The 15,052-nt window shown below is 68.5% G+C and carries 13 protein-coding genes; 7 read left to right on the top strand and 6 right to left on the bottom strand.

Annotation, left to right across the window (positions count from 1 at the left end; translation table 11 throughout):
- Positions 1-106: 106 nt before the first annotated feature.
- The 3 genes from AB0B33_RS07435 (at position 107) to AB0B33_RS07425 (ending at position 3,537) form a co-directional block, all read left to right on the top strand.
- Positions 107-2,032, top strand: a complete 1,926-nt coding sequence (locus AB0B33_RS07435; protein WP_247015256.1) for a 2-oxoacid:acceptor oxidoreductase subunit alpha — start codon at positions 107-109, stop codon at positions 2,030-2,032.
- Positions 2,029-3,093, top strand: coding sequence for a 2-oxoacid:ferredoxin oxidoreductase subunit beta (locus tag AB0B33_RS07430; RefSeq protein WP_247015258.1), 1,065 nt, complete (start codon positions 2,029-2,031; stop codon positions 3,091-3,093). The genes AB0B33_RS07435 and AB0B33_RS07430 overlap by 4 nt, the downstream gene beginning before the upstream one ends.
- A 96-nt stretch (positions 3,094-3,189) precedes the next feature.
- Positions 3,190-3,537 carry a VOC family protein gene (locus AB0B33_RS07425; RefSeq protein ID WP_360768048.1) on the top strand — a complete coding sequence of 116 codons (348 nt, stop codon included), beginning with the start codon at positions 3,190-3,192 and terminating at the stop codon, positions 3,535-3,537.
- Positions 3,538-3,582: 45 nt separating this feature from the next.
- Here AB0B33_RS07425 and AB0B33_RS07420 read toward each other — a convergent pair whose 3' ends face one another.
- The 3 genes from AB0B33_RS07420 to AB0B33_RS07410 all read right to left on the bottom strand — a co-directional run bounded on the left by AB0B33_RS07420 (position 3,583) and on the right by AB0B33_RS07410 (position 6,735).
- Entirely contained in the window at positions 3,583-4,833 is a 1,251-nt protein-coding gene (locus tag AB0B33_RS07420) for a hypothetical protein (protein WP_360768045.1), read from the bottom strand.
- Positions 4,834-4,850: 17 nt separating this feature from the next.
- Positions 4,851-5,903 carry a polyprenyl synthetase family protein gene (locus tag AB0B33_RS07415; RefSeq protein WP_360768620.1) on the bottom strand — a complete coding sequence of 351 codons (1,053 nt, stop codon included), beginning with the start codon at positions 5,901-5,903 and terminating at the stop codon, positions 4,851-4,853.
- 205 nt (positions 5,904-6,108) lie between these two features.
- Positions 6,109-6,735, bottom strand: a complete 627-nt coding sequence (locus AB0B33_RS07410) for a hypothetical protein (protein ID WP_247015265.1) — start codon at positions 6,733-6,735, stop codon at positions 6,109-6,111.
- A gap of 230 nt (positions 6,736-6,965) precedes the next feature.
- Here AB0B33_RS07410 and AB0B33_RS07405 point away from each other — a divergent pair, with 230 nt between their 5' ends.
- Genes AB0B33_RS07405 through AB0B33_RS07390 form a run of 4 tightly spaced genes read left to right on the top strand, consistent with a single transcriptional unit; the run spans position 6,966 to position 9,973 of the window.
- On the top strand, positions 6,966-7,388 hold the full coding sequence (locus AB0B33_RS07405; RefSeq protein WP_360768042.1) for a hypothetical protein: 423 nt from the start codon (positions 6,966-6,968) through the stop codon (positions 7,386-7,388).
- 29 nt (positions 7,389-7,417) lie between these two features.
- The gene (locus tag AB0B33_RS07400; RefSeq protein WP_360768618.1) at positions 7,418-8,005 is read left to right on the top strand and encodes a DUF3558 domain-containing protein; all 588 of its coding nucleotides are present in this window, start codon (positions 7,418-7,420) and stop codon (positions 8,003-8,005) included.
- A gap of 4 nt (positions 8,006-8,009) precedes the next feature.
- Positions 8,010-9,293, top strand: coding sequence for a hypothetical protein (locus AB0B33_RS07395; protein ID WP_360768039.1), 1,284 nt, complete (start codon positions 8,010-8,012; stop codon positions 9,291-9,293).
- A complete protein-coding gene (locus tag AB0B33_RS07390; RefSeq protein WP_360768036.1) occupies positions 9,293-9,973 on the top strand; it encodes an ESX secretion-associated protein EspG in 681 nt (226 codons plus the stop codon). Before AB0B33_RS07395 ends, AB0B33_RS07390 begins: the two co-directional genes overlap by 1 nt.
- Positions 9,974-10,025: 52 nt before the next feature.
- Here AB0B33_RS07390 and nuoN read toward each other — a convergent pair whose 3' ends face one another.
- The 3 genes from nuoN to nuoL are packed head-to-tail and all read right to left on the bottom strand — an operon-like array spanning position 10,026 to position 15,049.
- Complete coding sequence (nuoN, locus tag AB0B33_RS07385; protein WP_247015273.1) at positions 10,026-11,594, bottom strand: NADH-quinone oxidoreductase subunit NuoN; 1,569 nt, start codon at positions 11,592-11,594, stop codon at positions 10,026-10,028.
- 3 nt (positions 11,595-11,597) lie between these two features.
- Positions 11,598-13,148: an NADH-quinone oxidoreductase subunit M gene (locus AB0B33_RS07380; RefSeq protein WP_247015275.1), complete on the bottom strand. Its 1,551-nt coding sequence runs from the start codon at positions 13,146-13,148 to the stop codon at positions 11,598-11,600.
- Positions 13,148-15,049 carry an NADH-quinone oxidoreductase subunit L gene (gene nuoL, locus AB0B33_RS07375; protein WP_360768031.1) on the bottom strand — a complete coding sequence of 634 codons (1,902 nt, stop codon included), beginning with the start codon at positions 15,047-15,049 and terminating at the stop codon, positions 13,148-13,150. The genes AB0B33_RS07380 and nuoL overlap by 1 nt, the downstream gene beginning before the upstream one ends.
- Positions 15,050-15,052 lie beyond the last annotated feature (3 nt).

The raw sequence follows: 15,052 nt of genomic DNA, 5'->3' as shown, positions 1-15,052 counted from the left end.
CGCCGGGCGCGAGCTAACCTCGTGGTAGTGCCTGGTGATCCGCCTGCCGCGACACCAGGCGGGCGATCGACGGCCGCAACGTCGGGAGAGAGGGAATCCCTGACTCATGAGCACGAGTGCGAACGGCAACGGCGCTGGTCACGGCTCGCTCGCCGCGACCAGGACGACCGAGGTCAGCAAGCTCGACCGGGTGGTCATCCGGTTCGCGGGCGACTCCGGTGACGGCATGCAGCTGACCGGTGACCGCTTCACGTCCGAAGCCGCCGCCTTCGGCAACGACCTCTCGACGATGCCGAACTTCCCCGCCGAGATCCGCGCGCCACAGGGCACCATCCCCGGCGTCTCGAGCTTCCAGGTGCACTTCGCCGACTACGACATCCTCACCCCCGGCGACCGGCCGGACGTGCTGGTGGCGATGAACCCGGCCGCGCTGAAGGCGAACGTGGCCGACGTCCCGCAGGGCGGGACGATCATCCTCAACACCGACGACTTCATCAAGCGCAACCTGACCAAGGTCGGCTACGCGACCGACCCCCTCGACGACGACAGCCTCGCCGCCTACCAGGTGCACCGGGTCGCCATGTCGACCCTGACCCAGGGCGCGCTCGCGGACACCGGCCTCGGCAAGAAGGACGCCGAGCGCTGCAAGAACATGTTCGCGCTCGGCCTGCTGTCCTGGATGTACCACCGGCCCACCGAAGGCACCGAACGGTTCCTGCGCGAGAAGTTCGCGAAGAAGCCCGACATCGCCGAGGCCAACATCCTCGCCTTCCGCGCGGGCTGGAACTACGGCGAGACGACCGAGTCGTTCGCCACGACGTTCGAGGTCGCCCCGGCGAAGCTGGCCCAGGGCACCTACCGGCAGATCACCGGCAACACCGCGCTCGCCTACGGGATCGTGGCCGCCGGGCAGCGCTCCGGCCTGCAGATCCTGCTCGGCACGTACCCGATCACCCCGGCGTCGGACATCCTCCACGAGCTGTCCAAGCACAAGAACTTCGGCATCATCACCTTCCAGGCCGAAGACGAGATCGCCGGCATCGGCGCGGCGCTCGGCGCGTCCTACGGCGGCGCGCTCGGCGTCACCTCGACGTCCGGCCCGGGTGTCGCGCTGAAGTCCGAAGCCGTCGGCCTCGGCGTGATGGTCGAACTGCCGCTGGTCGTCATCGACGTCCAGCGCGGTGGCCCGTCGACCGGCCTGCCGACCAAGACCGAGCAGGCCGACCTGCTGCAGGCGATGTTCGGCCGCAACGGTGAATCGCCGGTCCCGATCGTCGCGCCGCTCTCGCCGGCGGACTGCTTCGACGCGGCCGTCGAGGCCACGCGCATCGCGCTGAAGTACCGCACGCCGGTGCTGCTGCTCTCGGACGGCGCGATCGCGAACGGCTCCGAGCCGTGGCTGATCCCGGACGTCGAGACGCTGCCCGACCTGCACGTCGAGTTCGCGTCCGAGCCCAACGCGGACAACGACTCCGGCGAGTTCTGGCCGTACGTCCGCGACCCCGAGACGCTCGCCCGCGCGTGGGCGATCCCGGGCACGCCGGGTCTGCAGCACCGCATCGGCGGGCTGGAGAAGGCCGACAAGACCGGCCACATCTCCTACGACCCGGCCAACCACGAGAAGATGGTCCGGCTGCGGCAGGCGAAGATCGACGGCATCGACGTCCCGGACGTCGTGGTCGACGACCCGTCCGGCGGCAAGGCACGCGTGCTGGCCCTGGGCTGGGGCTCGTCCTACGGCCCGATCGGGGCCGCGTGCCGCCGGGTGCGCAAGCTCGGGATGCCGATCGCGCAGGCGCACCTGCGCCACCTCAACCCCCTGCCGGCCAACCTCGGGGACGTCCTGCGCAGCTACGACAAGGTCGTGGTGCCGGAGATGAACCTGGGCCAGCTCGCGCTCCTGCTGCGGGCGAAGTACCTGGTCGACGTCCACAGCCACACCAAGGTCGCGGGCATGGCGTTCAAAGCCGAAGAGCTGCAGGACCTGTTCTCGGAGATCATCACCGGCGTTGCTACGGAGGCGGCGAAATGACCGCAATCGACATCGGGCTGCCCACTCTCGGCGGCCTGGACCTCGTGCCCACCACCGAAGAGCCGCAAAAGGCCAAGGACTACAAGTCCGACCAGGAAGTCCGCTGGTGCCCCGGCTGCGGCGACTACGTCGTGCTCAACGCGGTCCAGTCGTTCCTGCCGACGCTGGGGCTCAAGCGCGAGAACATCGTGTTCATCTCGGGCATCGGCTGCTCGTCGCGCTTCCCGTACTACCTCAACACCTACGGCATGCACTCGATCCACGGCCGCGCGCCGTCGATCGCGACCGGCCTCGCCACCACGCGCGAGGACCTGTCGGTGTGGGTCGTCACCGGCGACGGCGACGCCCTCTCCATCGGCGGCAACCACCTGATCCACGCGCTGCGCCGCAACGTCAACATCAAGATCCTGCTGTTCAACAACCGGATCTACGGCCTGACCAAGGGCCAGTACTCGCCGACGTCGGGCCAGGGCATGGTCACGAAGTCGACGCCGATGGGTTCGGTGGACACCCCGTTCAACCCGCTGTCGCTGGCGATCGGTGCCGAGGCGTCGTTCGTGGGCCGCGCGATGGACTCCGACCGCAAGGGCCTCACCGAGGTCCTCGAGGCCGCGGCGAAGCACCGAGGGTCGGCGCTGGTCGAGATCTACCAGAACTGCCCGATCTTCAACGACGGCGCGTTCGACGTCCTCAAGGACGCCGACGAGGCCGCGACGCGCCTGATCCCGCTGCGCGCGGGCGAGCCGATCCGCTTCGGCCCGAACCAGGAGTTCGGCGTCAAGCGCGGCGACTGGGGCGGCCTCGACGTCGCGAAGGTCGCCGACATCGGCGAGGACAACGTCGTGGTGCACGACCCGTCGATCCAGGACACGTCGTACGCCTTCGCGCTCTCGCGCCTGGGCGACCAGAGCCTCAACCACGTCCCGACGGGCATCCTCCGCCAGGTCGAGCGCCCCACCTACGACGACGGCGCCCGCGCCCAGGTCGAGCAGGCCCGCGCGGCCCGCAAGCCGGACCTGCAGGGCCTCCTGCGCGGCAAGGACACCTGGACGGTCGCGTAGTCCTCGAACACCGAGAAGGCCGCCACGCTCAGCGCGTGGCGGCCTTTTTCGTCAGGGGGTTGCTACCGTTAGGACGCATGTCCTAAATTTCAGGTCATGCGACCTACTTCGCCTTTCGTGTTCTTCGACGTCCGGACCGCCGACGCCGGCGGCAGCAAGCGCTTCTTCGCCGAGTTGCTGGGCTGGGAGGCGAACGGCCCGCTGCTGACTTCGGACGGCGCGCCGTGGGGCGGCCTCACCGAACTGGCTCCCGACGACGTCCGGACCCCGCAGTGGCTGCCCTACGCGCCGGTGCCCGATGTGGACGCCGCGGCCGCGAAAGCGGTGGCGCTGGGCGGAACCCTGGTGCGCGAGCGCACCGACTTGCCGGTCGGTTCCCTGGTGGTGGTCACCGACCCCGGCGGCGCCGCCCTGGTCCTGTTCCAAGCGGCCGAAACGCCGTGAAGGCCACCTCGACGAACATCAAGGTGGCCTTCACGGACAACGAACTCAGGTGAGCGGGCGGAACCCGACGCGCTCGGCGTCCTCGGCGGTCCGGAACCACACCTCGGCGACCATCTTCGGGAACTGCGCCGACTCCTCGGTGCAGTACCGCAACGCCGTGACGCTCGCCTTCACCGCGAAGCTGTCGCTCGGCGCGCCACCGCCGGGGCGGGGCATCGCCGAGCCCGGGCCGAACGGGCCGGGCGGGACCGAATCCCCCGCCGCCTGGCGCGCGGGCGGCGGTTCGGGTGCGGCGACGGCCGCCTGGTTGGGCTGGACCGACGGCTCGAACAGCGAGCCGCTGTGGCCGGCGGACAGGTCGGGGTCGCGCCGCTCGACCGTGCGCATCGACGGCTGGATCGGCTGGGGCGCGTCGAAGCCGCCCCGGACCGTCGCCTCGCGCGGCTGCCGCTTCGGCAGCACCTGGGTCGACTCGGCCGGCGTCTCCGGCGGCACGTCCAGCTCGCCGCCGGTCACGTCCTCACCGGCGAAGGCGTACTGCGGCACCTCGGCTTCTTCGGGCTCGTCGTCCTCGATCGAACCGGCGTGCGCGCTGAGGTAGCGCGTGCGCTCCATCGGCTCCTCGAACGCCGAGCGCTCGGCAGGCGGCTCGTGGTCGAACCAGTCCGGCGCCGGCGCGTGCTGCTCCTCCGACGGCGACTGGAACAGCGAGCCCGCCGCCGGGGTGTCCGGGTCGAGCTGCTGCTCCAGGCGGGAAAGCGCCGGGGTGGCGGGTTCGGGCTCCTCGTCCGGGACCAGGTACTCCGTCGCGGCGGACCGGTACGGGTCCTCCTCCGGCTCCGGCTCGGGGACCGGCGTCAGGAACTGCGTCGCCGCGCTCCGGTACGGGTCGTCGTCGTCCGCGGGCTGCGGCTCCGGCTCGTAGGTCTCCTCGCGCTCGGGCTCCGGCGGCGTCCGCGACGGCACCTGCGAGTCGAGCTCGGCGAAGTCCTGGTCGATGTCGTCGTGGACGTCGCCGCGGTGGATCGGCGGCGTCGAGACCAGCGTGCCCGGGTAGGACGTCTCCTGGCGGGTCGGCTCCGGCTCGGGCCGCGGCTCCGGCCGCGAAAACACCTGGGTGCCGGTGGCGCCGGCGTTCGCGGGCGTGCGCGCGGCGTCGGCGTGGGCTTGGGCCAGCGCGCTCTCGAGCTTGCGGACGCTCTTGCGGAGCGGCAGCACGAGCACCAGCCAGGTGAGGAACACCCCGACGAAGAACGCCGCCAGGCTCCACAGCCAAACCTGTCCGAAAATGGACATCTTTCTCTGCCCCTAGTTCAGTGCGTGCGCGCGACCAGGTAGTCGGCGACCGACTCGCAAGCGTCCCGGGCGGGTGACGCGGGCAACGCGGTGAGCTCGGCTCGCGCGCGCTGAGCGTAGTCGGAAAGGGTGACGCGTGCGCGTTCGAGTCCGCTACTCGCCCGCAGCAGCTCCAGCGCCTCCTGGACGAGCGCGTCGTCGCCGATCGGGCCGGACAGCAGCTCGACCAGCCGGGGGTCGGTCCCGGGGTCGGCCAGCGCGTACAGCATCGGCAGCGTCCGCACGCCTTCGCGCAGGTCGGTGCCCTGCGCCTTGCCCAGCTCGTCGGACGGCGACGCGATGTCGATGATGTCGTCGGAGATCTGGAACGCGGTGCCGATGATGTCGCCGAACCGGCGCAGCGCCTCGATGTGCTCCTCGGCGGCGCCGGACATCATCCCGCCGAAGCGGCCGGACGTGGCGATCAGCGAGCCGGTCTTCTGCGCGATCACGGTGAGGTAGTGCGCGACGGCGTCGTCACCCGATCCGGGGCCGACGGTCTCGCGCATCTGGCCGGTGACCAGCTCGCCGAAGGTCTCGGCGATGATCCGCGCGGCGTCCGTGCCCAGGTCGGCGACCAGGCGCGAGGCGTGCGCGAAGAGGAAGTCGCCGGTCAGGATGGCGATGGTGTTGTCCCAGCGGGCGTTGACGCTCTCGGCGCCGCGCCGCATGTCGGCCTCGTCCATGACGTCGTCGTGGTAGAGCGTGGCCAGGTGCACCAGCTCGACCGCGGCGGCGGCGATCACGACGTGGTCGTCCTGCTTGGGGCCGAACTGCGCGGACAGCAGGGTGAACAGCGGGCGGAAGCGTTTGCCCCCCGCCTCGACCAGGTGCAACGCGGCGTCGTGGACGGCCTGGACGTCGCTGCGGACGACCTCGCGCAGCAGCTTCTCGACGTCGGCCAGCCCGCCGGCGATCGCGCGCAGCAGGGCTTCGTCGTCGATCTGCAGGCCGACGGACGCGCGCAGGTCCTCGAGGGCGCCACCCGGCGCAGCGGGGAGGGATCCCGCCCCGGGGGCTGGGGAAGGCACAGACACGTCGGCTCCGCTTCTACTCGTGCACCGGTCGGGTTGTCCCTTGAGCGTAGTGGCTACCCCGCGCGGTCGTTTACCCGCTGTCCTGCGGAAACGGTGACGAACATGACACACCGGCGGGTCACCGGAGGGGGTGGTTCATGATCCACGAACGGGTGGTTGGCGATTTCGGGCGCAACGGACGTCTCCGGCGGGCGGATATTCACCCTTGAGGACCGGCGGCTCTCCCGGTCGGCAAGGAGGACAGCGACATGCGCACCACCACCACCGCTCTCGCCGGAACGCTGTTGTTGGTGGCCGGACTCGCGGCGACCGCGACCCCGGCCCTGGCCGGCCCGCAACCGGGCGTGGCCACCATCGGCTCCGCGGAGTTCACCAAAGCGGGCTCGACCATCACGGTCCCGACCCAGGGCAAGTGTTCGGTCGACGGCCCGACAACAGCAACGGCCCAGGTGGTCCAGAAAACGGGAATCACCTTCGGCGGCGGCACATCGTCCTGCACGACAACGGTGACGGACCCGAACACGGACGCGACGTCGACGACCTCGACGGCGACGGGCAAGAACTTCGAACTCTCGGCCCTGGTGAGCGCCGGGGGCCCGCGGGTCAAGCTGTCGACGTTCACGGTGAAGTGCACGGCCACCCAGACGCAGACGAACGCGAACTGGTCGTTCGGCGGAATGTCGGGAATCGCGAACCCGCCGAGCCCGGTGCCGGTGGGATACGTGTCGCCGATCAAGAAGTCGAACGGGACGGTGCTGGCGAACGCGGTGTTCAACATCCAGAACCTGCCGGGCGACGGGAGCATCGGGTTGACGATGTTGCGCATCGATTTCCTGCCGGCTTCGGGAATCAGCGGGCAGGTCGTGCTGGGTCACACTTCTTGTTCTCCGACGCCTTGAGGTATGACGGGGGCCGTTCGCGGCCCCCGTTTCTCTTTCGATTCGACTCGGGGGAACCCTGGTAAGGTGCGGTGCGTCGGATACGCAGAGTGCTCGGGGTGGAGCACGCTGTTGGCTAGGGGAGAGCTGATGACGACGGTATTTTCGGTGGTGGGGTGTGTCTGAGCCACCGGTTTACTCGCCGGGTGCGGATTGGTCGCTGCCGGGGCCTGATGGTGTGCCACGGGCTGGGTCTTATGGACCGGTCGACGGGGGCGGTTCAAGCGGGGCGGGGTTCTCGTACGACGAGGCGACGCTGCGGGAACTGGTTCGGGAGTGGAACGAGCTGGCGAACGAGTTCGCCAGCGATTTGAATGCTGCGCGCCTGATCACGATCACAGACGGGCCGGGTCTCGAGTACGCGAGCGAGGGCAACGCCGAGCTGATCCGTCAGTCGGGGTCGGCGCTCACAGCCACGCTTGAGGAACGCGAGGCCTACTGCCGGGCCATGGCTGTGAAGCTCCAGGCGGCGTTGGGCAAGTACGCGACCGCCGAGGACACCCATTCGACAAGCATCAAGGGGACCGGAGGCAGCCTGTGAACCGTTCCTTGTTGCTCGCATCGGCGGCAATGATGCTGCTCGTTGCCGCTTGCACCACGACCCGGAATGGGACGGCTACGCCGTCGCCGACCGAGTCGCCTGCGTCCACGGAGGGGAGTTCGCGATTGCCTGGTGACGGCGTGCCGGGAGTGGCAGCCCCGCTCGATACCGGGCAATTTCAGCGGGAGCCCTGCACGACCCTCACCGACTCCCAGGTCACTCAGCTTCTCGGCCCTGACACCACGCCGAAAACGGAGGACATCGGCGAGGTCGGAGTCGGCTGCTCGTGGCACCCGACATCGGTCACCCAGGCGACCGTGGCGGTCATCTACGCCACCAAAAACCGCAGGGGCCTGACTGCCATCTACGAACAAAAAGGAACAACTTTCCCTTTGTTCATTCCCATGGAAGCGATCGAGGGTTATCCCACCGTCGCGTACGGGCAGGCTGACCTGCGAACCAGCAGCGGCAAATGTGCGATCGCCATGGGCACCAGCAACCAAGACATCGTCGACGTATCGATCGCGCTGTCTGAAGGCAACATCGGGAAGAAAGATCCTTGTGCCGCCGCTCACGAGGTTGCGGCGACCGTCTTGAACAATCTCCGGGCGAGGTGAATCGATGGTTACCGAAGGACCGCTTAGCGCTGCTCAGATCTACGAGCAGATCACTGGCGGCAAAGGCATTGACTCACTCGGCGATGCGCATGACAGTGCGAGCCAGCTGACCAATCGGATGGTCGAGCGGGCTCAGCGGATCAGCGCCCTTCGCACCAAGACCATGTCCGGCTGGCAAGGCAAAGCCGGCGATGCCGCCGCCGATGCGACGCTTCCGCTTGTTCGGGCCGCTGCTGACGATGCCGTTCACCTCAAGACCGCCCAGGGCGCGGTCGGTGCTCAGATGGACTCCTTCGGCACTGCCAAGAACTCCGTCAAGCCCGTTGCTCCTCAGCCACCGGAGCTCGGGGCTGATGACGTCATCAACGCGCTGAACGGGCAAGGCTGGGATTCCTACCACACCAAAGTCACCAAGTGGCAGGCCGATAGTCAGGCCAACATCGACGCCTTCAGCGCCTACCACTCCGCCAGCACCAGCAATGGTGGGCAGATGCCCGCTCAATACGCGCGGCTTGAGGACTCCGGTGCGCCCGTCTCCATGGATGACGGGACGAAGGCCAAGTCCTCTGGACCCACCGACACCGGTGAATGGGCGCGGAAGCCCGCTGTTCCCGTGCAGCAGGACCGGCGAAGCGAGCAGGACAAAAGCCAGGGGCAAGTGGGGGATCGGACGCAGAACCAGCTCCAGAACCACGTTCAGCAACCTGGAAAGCAACCCGGAAAGCAACCTGGAATCGGGGGCGAAACGCACGCCAGCCGCCCGGGGAGTGGGGAACAGACTCACGCCGACAGCTTCGTTCCCAAGCCTGTCGTGCCGCCCGCTGCACAAGGGGGTTATGAGTTCAGGCCTACTGGCCAGCCTGTCAGCAACCTTGGTGGGAACACTGGTTTTGGACCCGGCACCGGAGGGTACGTCGGCGGGTATGGCACCGGCACCGGCGGAGGCGGGTACAGCACCGGCGCTGGAGGCGGTATGAGCCAGCCCGGGACGCGCAACCCCAGTCAGCCAGGCGTACGCGCGCCCGGAGTAGGACCCGGGGTCGGGACCGGCTCACGGCTTCCCGGCGAACGCATCCCCGGCGGCGTCCCAGCCCGCGGCGCGGCCGGCGCGCGGGGCGCCAACGGCATGCCCATGGGAACACCCCTAGGCGGCCGCGGAGGCAAAGAAGAAGATCGCGAAAAGAAGAAAGCTCCCTACCTGCAGAACCCCGACCCGGACGAAACCTTCGGTGGCTTCATCGAAAAGCCCATGCCCCCGGTGATCGGCGAAAACCGGACCCAGAAGTAATGCTCAAAGCCGAACTCCAGCTCGCCACCCTCCTCACCGCCATGCGCAACGTCGGCTGCGGCGACCCGCACCCCGTCTTCGCCGGCGGCCTGCGCTACATCCCGCCGTCAGTGAAAGACCGCGTAAACCGCGAAGCGTTCGAAGAACTCAGCGAATACGGCTTCACGCAAGGCGACGGCTTCGCCCCCGAGTTCGAGGACGTCCTCCACCTCATCGACCAGCCGACGACAAAACTCCACGCCTACGCCCGCGACGCGAAAGAACAGATCGGCATCCTCTCCACGCAAACAGGCAGGACCGCGATCACCGTCGTCTGCCGTGGGGACTTGGTCGAGCTCGAGGGCGTCTCCCCCGACACCCACCCGGCCGACGCGCTGGTGGCCAAGCTGCCGCCCGGCCACGCTGCCAAGATCAAGCCGTTCACCGTGGCGCTGGCGGACTTCCAAGAAGAGCAAAAAGTCAGTGACGTCTTCGACGACGCACCCACGCGCAGCCGTCAAGCCCAAGAGCTCGACGCCATCCTCAACGAGCCCTACTCGGGGATCGGGCAGCTCCACACCGAGGGCAAGACCCTCAGCTACCTCGATCTGGAAGCCGGACGCATCGGCATCGCGCGAACCGACGACTACATCAGCGTCCTACCCGGCGAACCGAAGCAGCTCAGCGACAAACTGAAATAGAAAAGGCCGCCACCCTCCAAAGAAAACAGAGGGTGGCGGCCGAAAAACAAACTCAGAGTGCGAAGCCGCCCGAACCGGCCCAGCCCAGTGCGAACGCCGGGACCAGGCCCAGCACCAGCGTCACCGCCGTGCCGAGGAAGATCGCCGTTCCCGTGCCGAAGCCCGGGACCGTCACCGACGGGCCGTCGGCCGCCGGCTCCGAGAAGTACATCAGGACGATCACCCGCAGGTAGAAGAACGCCGCCACCGCGCTGAACACCAGGGCCACGACCACCAGCGGGGCCATTCCGTCCGACAACGCCGCCGAGAACACCACGAACTTGCCGACGAAGCCCGATGTCAACGGGATACCGGCGAGCGCCAGCAGCAAGAACGTGAACACCGCCGCCAACAACGGAGACCGCTTCGCCAGGCCGGCCCACGCCGAGAGGTGCGTTGCCTCGCCCGACGCGTCGCGGACCAGGCTGATCACGCCGAACGCCGCCAGCGTAGTGAAGCCGTACGCCAGCAGGTAGAACAGCGTGCTGGACAACCCGTCCTTCGTCATCGAGATCGCGCCGATGAGCAGGAAGCCCGCGTGGGCGATCGACGAGTACGCGATCATGCGCTTGACGTCGGTCTGGGTCAGGCCGAGGACCGCGCCGATCACCATCGAAATGATGGCCACGCCCCACAGGACTCCGCGCCACTCCCACGACGTCGACGAGAACGCCACCGACAGGACCCGCAGGATCCCGCCGAAGGCCGCGACCTTCGTGCACGCCGCCATGAACGCCGTCACCGGCGTCGGGGCTCCTTGGTACACGTCCGGGGTCCACGTGTGGAACGGGCCGACCGAGCCCTTGAACAGCAGGCCCACCACGAGGAGGCCGAGGCCCGCGAACAGGAGCGTGTCCGACCGGTCCGAACCGGCCGCCGCGGCGGCGATGTCGCCCAGCTTCACCGAGTTCGCGTAGCCGTACAGCAGCGCCAGGCCGTAGAGGAAGAACGCCGACGAGAACGCGCCCAGCAGGAAGTACTTGACCGCCGACTCCTGCGACAGCAACCGGCGCCGGCGGGCGAGGCCGCACATCAGGTACAGCGGCAGGGACAGCACTTCCAGTGCGATGAACATCGTCAGCAGGTCGTTCGCCGCGCAGAACGCCATCATGCCGCCGAGGGCAAACAGCGTCAGCGGGAACACCTCGGTCTGCATGACCGTCGCCGTCTGGGCGCGGTCCTGGACCGTGCCCGGGCGGATGCCGGCCTGCGCGACCAGCGCGCCGCCCGGCTCGACCACGCGGTCCGAAATCAGCAGCACCGCGCCGAGGGCCAGCGCCAGGAGCGTGCCCCAGAGGAACAGCGCCGGGCGGTCGATCGAGATCGCGCGGCTGAACGTCGTGACGCCGGCCGCCGGGGCGGAGCCGGTCGCGTACACGACCAGTGCGACGCCGGCGCCGACGATCGCCAGCAGGCTCAGGATGACCTGGGAGCGGAACCGCGAGCCCTTCGGGAAGAACGCCTCGACCAGCACGCTCAGGCACGCCGCGCCGAAGACGATCAGCACCGGCAGCACGGCCGGGTAGTCGACCGACGGCACCTGCACCGGCTCCGGTGCCTGCGTCAGGAGGATGTCGAGCACGGTTTACTTGCCTCCCTGGACCGCGGACAGCGTCTGCTGCACCGTCGGGGTGACTGTGTCGAGCACCGGCTTCGGGTAGAAGCCGAGGACGAGGATCAGCACGACCAGCGGGGCGAGGATCGCGATCTCGCGGCCGTTCAGGTCGGTGATCGCCTTCTTCGCGCCGAGTTCCGGCGCCATCGCGGTGCCCGGTCCCCCGCCGACGCCGATGAGCGCGTCGCCGCGGACCGGGCCCTGCATGACCCGCTGGTAGAGCCACAGCACGTACGCCGCGGCGAGGACCATGCCGACCGTCGCGAGGATCGTGTAGACCGGCTGGTCCACGTAGGACCCGATGAGCACCAGGAACTCCGAGACGAAGGAGTTGGTGCCCGGCAGCGAAAGCGTCGACAGGCCGGCGAGGAGGAACAGGCCCGCCAGCAGCGGCGTCACCTTCGCCATGCCGCCGTAGTCCGAGATCTTCGAAGACCCGCCGCGCGCGATGACCAGGCCGATCACGACGATCAGCATGCCGGTCGCGAGGCTGTGGTTGAGCATGTACGTCGCCGAGCCGACCATCGCCTGCTCGTTGAAGGCGAAGATGCCCAGCGAGATGAAGCCGAAGTGCGCGATGGACACGTAGGCGATGAACCGCTTCATGTCCCGCTGACCCGCCGCGAGGATGGATCCGTAGAGGACACCGACCACCGAGAGCACCAGCACCAGCGGCGCCAGCGTCTTGCTCGCGTCCGGGAACATCGGCAGGCAGTAGCGCAGGAACCCGAACGTGCCGACCTTGTCCAGCACGCCGACCAGCAGGACGGCGACGCCGATCGGCGCCTCCCCCGCCGCGTCCGGCAGCCAGGTGTGGAACGGCACCAGCGGCGCCTTGATCGCGAACGCCAGGAAGAACCCGAGGAACAGCCAGATCTGCGTGGACAGCGGCGCGTCGCGGACCACCGTGACGAGCGTGGCCCAGTCGAACGTGCCGTGCCCGAGCTTGTCCTTCGCGAGCGAGTACGCCCCGATCGCCGACGCCAGCATGATCAGGCCGCCGAGGAACGAGTAGAGGAAGAACTTCACCGCCGCGTACTGCCGGTTCGCGCCGCCGTAGCCGCCGATCAGGAAGTACATCGGGATCAGCATGATCTCGAACAGCACGTAGAACAGGAAGACGTCGGTCGCGGCGAACACGCCGATCGTGAGCGCTTCCTGCAGCAGGATCAGCGAGAGGAACCCGCCCGCGCTGCGGCCCGCCGGCAGCTTGTCCAGCGTGCCGAGGCCGCCGACGACGATCGGCACCAGCAGCGCGATCACCGCGATCATGATCAGCGAGATGCCGTCGGTGCCGAACGCGATGTGCACGCCGAAACTGGGGATCCAGTCGAAGCTCGACGTCATCTGCAGCCGCGCGCCCGAGGGCGAGTAGCTGAGCCAGAACGGGATGATCAGCAGGAACTCGAGGATCGAGAACGCCAGCGCGGCCAGCACCGCGGCGCGGTCGTTCCCCTTGAGGAACGCCAGCACCAGGGAGCCGGCGAGCGGCACCAGGATGAGGATCAGCAACCAGGTCATCAGGAGAACCTCACCAGCAGGAGAGCCGCCAGAAGCAGGAACGTGCCGCCCAGCATCGACAGCGCGTAGGACCGGACGAACCCGGTCTGGAGCCGCCTCAGCCGGCCGGAGCCGCCGCCGAGGGAGGCGGCGAGACCGTTGACCGCGCCGTCGACGCCGCGGTTGTCGACGAACACCAGCGCCCGCGCGAGCCAGGTGCCCGGGCGGGCGACCAGCGTCTCGTTGAGGGCGTTGCCGTAGAGGTCCTTGCGCGCGGCGCGGGTGACGAACGAGACCCGCTCGGGCCGCTCGACCGGGACGTCGCGGCGGAAGATCAGGTACGCGATCAGCACGCCCAGCACCGAGAACACGATCGCGGCGACGGAGATCACCCAGGCGTCGAACGGCGCGTGGTGCGCTTCCTCCAGCTCGCCGACCGAGGGAGTCAGCCACTCGGCGAAGCGGTCACCGAGGGCGAAGAACGCACCGGCGCCGACCGAACCGACCGCCAGCACCGCCATCGGGATCCACATGATCGCCTTGGACTCGTGCGGGTGGAAGTCGCGGCCGTCGCTGGACTTGATGTCCTTCCAGCGCTCCTTGCCGAAGAACGTCATCACCATCAGGCGCGTCATGTAGAACGCGGTGAGCCCGGCGCCCAGCAGCGCGGCGCCGCCCATCACCCAGCCACGCCAGCCGCCCTGGCCGAACGCCGCCTCGATGATCGCGTCCTTGGTGAAGAAGCCCGACAGCGGCGGGATGCCGATCAGGGCGAGGTAGCCGAGGCCGAAGGTGATGAACGTGATCGGCATCTTCTTGCGCAGGCCGCCGAACTTCCGCATGTCGACCTCGTCGTTCATGCCGTGCATGACCGACCCGGCCCCGAGGAAGAGCCCGGCCTTGAAGAAGCCGTGCGCCACCAGGTGCATGATGCCCAGCGCGTACGCGATGGGCCCGAGCCCGACCGCCAGCATCATGTAGCCGATCTGGCTGACCGTCGAGTACGCGAGGACCTTCTTGATGTCGTCGTACGCGCAGCCGATGATGCACCCGAGCAGCAGGGTCACCGTGCCGACCAGCGTGACGATCAAGCGGCCGTCTTCGGTGGCGTTGAAGATGTCCTTCGAGCGGGCCACCAGGTAGACGCCGGCGGTGACCATCGTTGCCGCGTGGATCAGGGCCGAGACCGGGGTCGGGCCCTCCATCGCGTCCGGGAGCCACGCCTGCAGCGGGAACTGGCCGGACTTGCCGCACGCGCCCAGCAGCAGCAGGATCGCCATCGCGGTGATCGCCGCCGGCGAGAACTTGCCGTCGCCGACCGCCTGGAAGACCTGCGCGTAGCCGGTCGAGCCCGCGTACTTGAACATGATGAAGATCGCCAGCGCGAGCCCGACGTCACCGACGCGGTTCATCAGGAACGCCTTCTTCGCCGCGGTCGCGGCGGACGGGCGGCCCTGGTACCAGCCGATGAGCAGGTAGGACGCGAGACCCACGCCCTCCCAGCCCATGTAGAGCGTCACGAAGCTGTTGCCCAGCACCAGGATCAGCATCGAAGCGACGAAGAGGTTCAGGTACGCGAAGAAGCGGTACCGGCCCTCGTCGTCGGCCATGTAGCCGATCGAGTAGAAGTGGATCAGCATGCCGACGCCGGTGATGAGCAGCACGAACGTCAGCGACAGCGCGTCGATCCGCAGGCCGAAGTCGATTTGCAGCGCGCCGGCCGGGATCCACGAGTACAGCTTGGTGTCGGTCGTGGTGCCGGTGTCCGCGGTGAAGAACAGGATCAGCCCGTAGACGAAGGCGAGGGCGACGGTGGCCGTTCCGAGCAGATGCCCCCAGGCCTTCGCGCGCTTGCCCGCCAGCAGGAGGATCAGGGCGCCGAGGGCAGGGAGGGCCACCAGCAGCCACGATGATGCGGTCACTCG

The organism is Amycolatopsis sp. NPDC049159 (genome assembly GCF_040648295.1).
Lineage (GTDB): Bacteria > Actinomycetota > Actinomycetes > Mycobacteriales > Pseudonocardiaceae > Amycolatopsis > Amycolatopsis pretoriensis_A.
Note: the sequence above shows the minus strand (reverse complement) of the source record. Positions and strands in the feature narration are given on the sequence as shown.

What these genes read in the sequence shown, in the direction of transcription:
- AB0B33_RS07435 (WP_247015256.1), top strand. Translation starts at nt 107, where the DNA reads ATGAGCACGAGTGCGAACGGCAACGGCGCTGGTCACGGCTCGCTCGCC.
- AB0B33_RS07430 (WP_247015258.1), top strand. Translation starts at nt 2,029, where the DNA reads ATGACCGCAATCGACATCGGGCTGCCCACTCTCGGCGGCCTGGACCTC.
- AB0B33_RS07425 (WP_360768048.1), top strand. Translation starts at nt 3,190, where the DNA reads ATGCGACCTACTTCGCCTTTCGTGTTCTTCGACGTCCGGACCGCCGAC.
- AB0B33_RS07420 (WP_360768045.1), bottom strand. Translation starts at nt 4,833, where the DNA reads ATGTCCATTTTCGGACAGGTTTGGCTGTGGAGCCTGGCGGCGTTCTTC.
- AB0B33_RS07410 (WP_247015265.1), bottom strand. Translation starts at nt 6,735, where the DNA reads ATGCGCAACATCGTCAACCCGATGCTCCCGTCGCCCGGCAGGTTCTGG.
- AB0B33_RS07400 (WP_360768618.1), top strand. Translation starts at nt 7,418, where the DNA reads ATGATGCTGCTCGTTGCCGCTTGCACCACGACCCGGAATGGGACGGCT.
- AB0B33_RS07395 (WP_360768039.1), top strand. Translation starts at nt 8,010, where the DNA reads ATGGTTACCGAAGGACCGCTTAGCGCTGCTCAGATCTACGAGCAGATC.
- AB0B33_RS07390 (WP_360768036.1), top strand. Translation starts at nt 9,293, where the DNA reads ATGCTCAAAGCCGAACTCCAGCTCGCCACCCTCCTCACCGCCATGCGC.
- AB0B33_RS07380 (WP_247015275.1), bottom strand. Translation starts at nt 13,148, where the DNA reads ATGACCTGGTTGCTGATCCTCATCCTGGTGCCGCTCGCCGGCTCCCTG.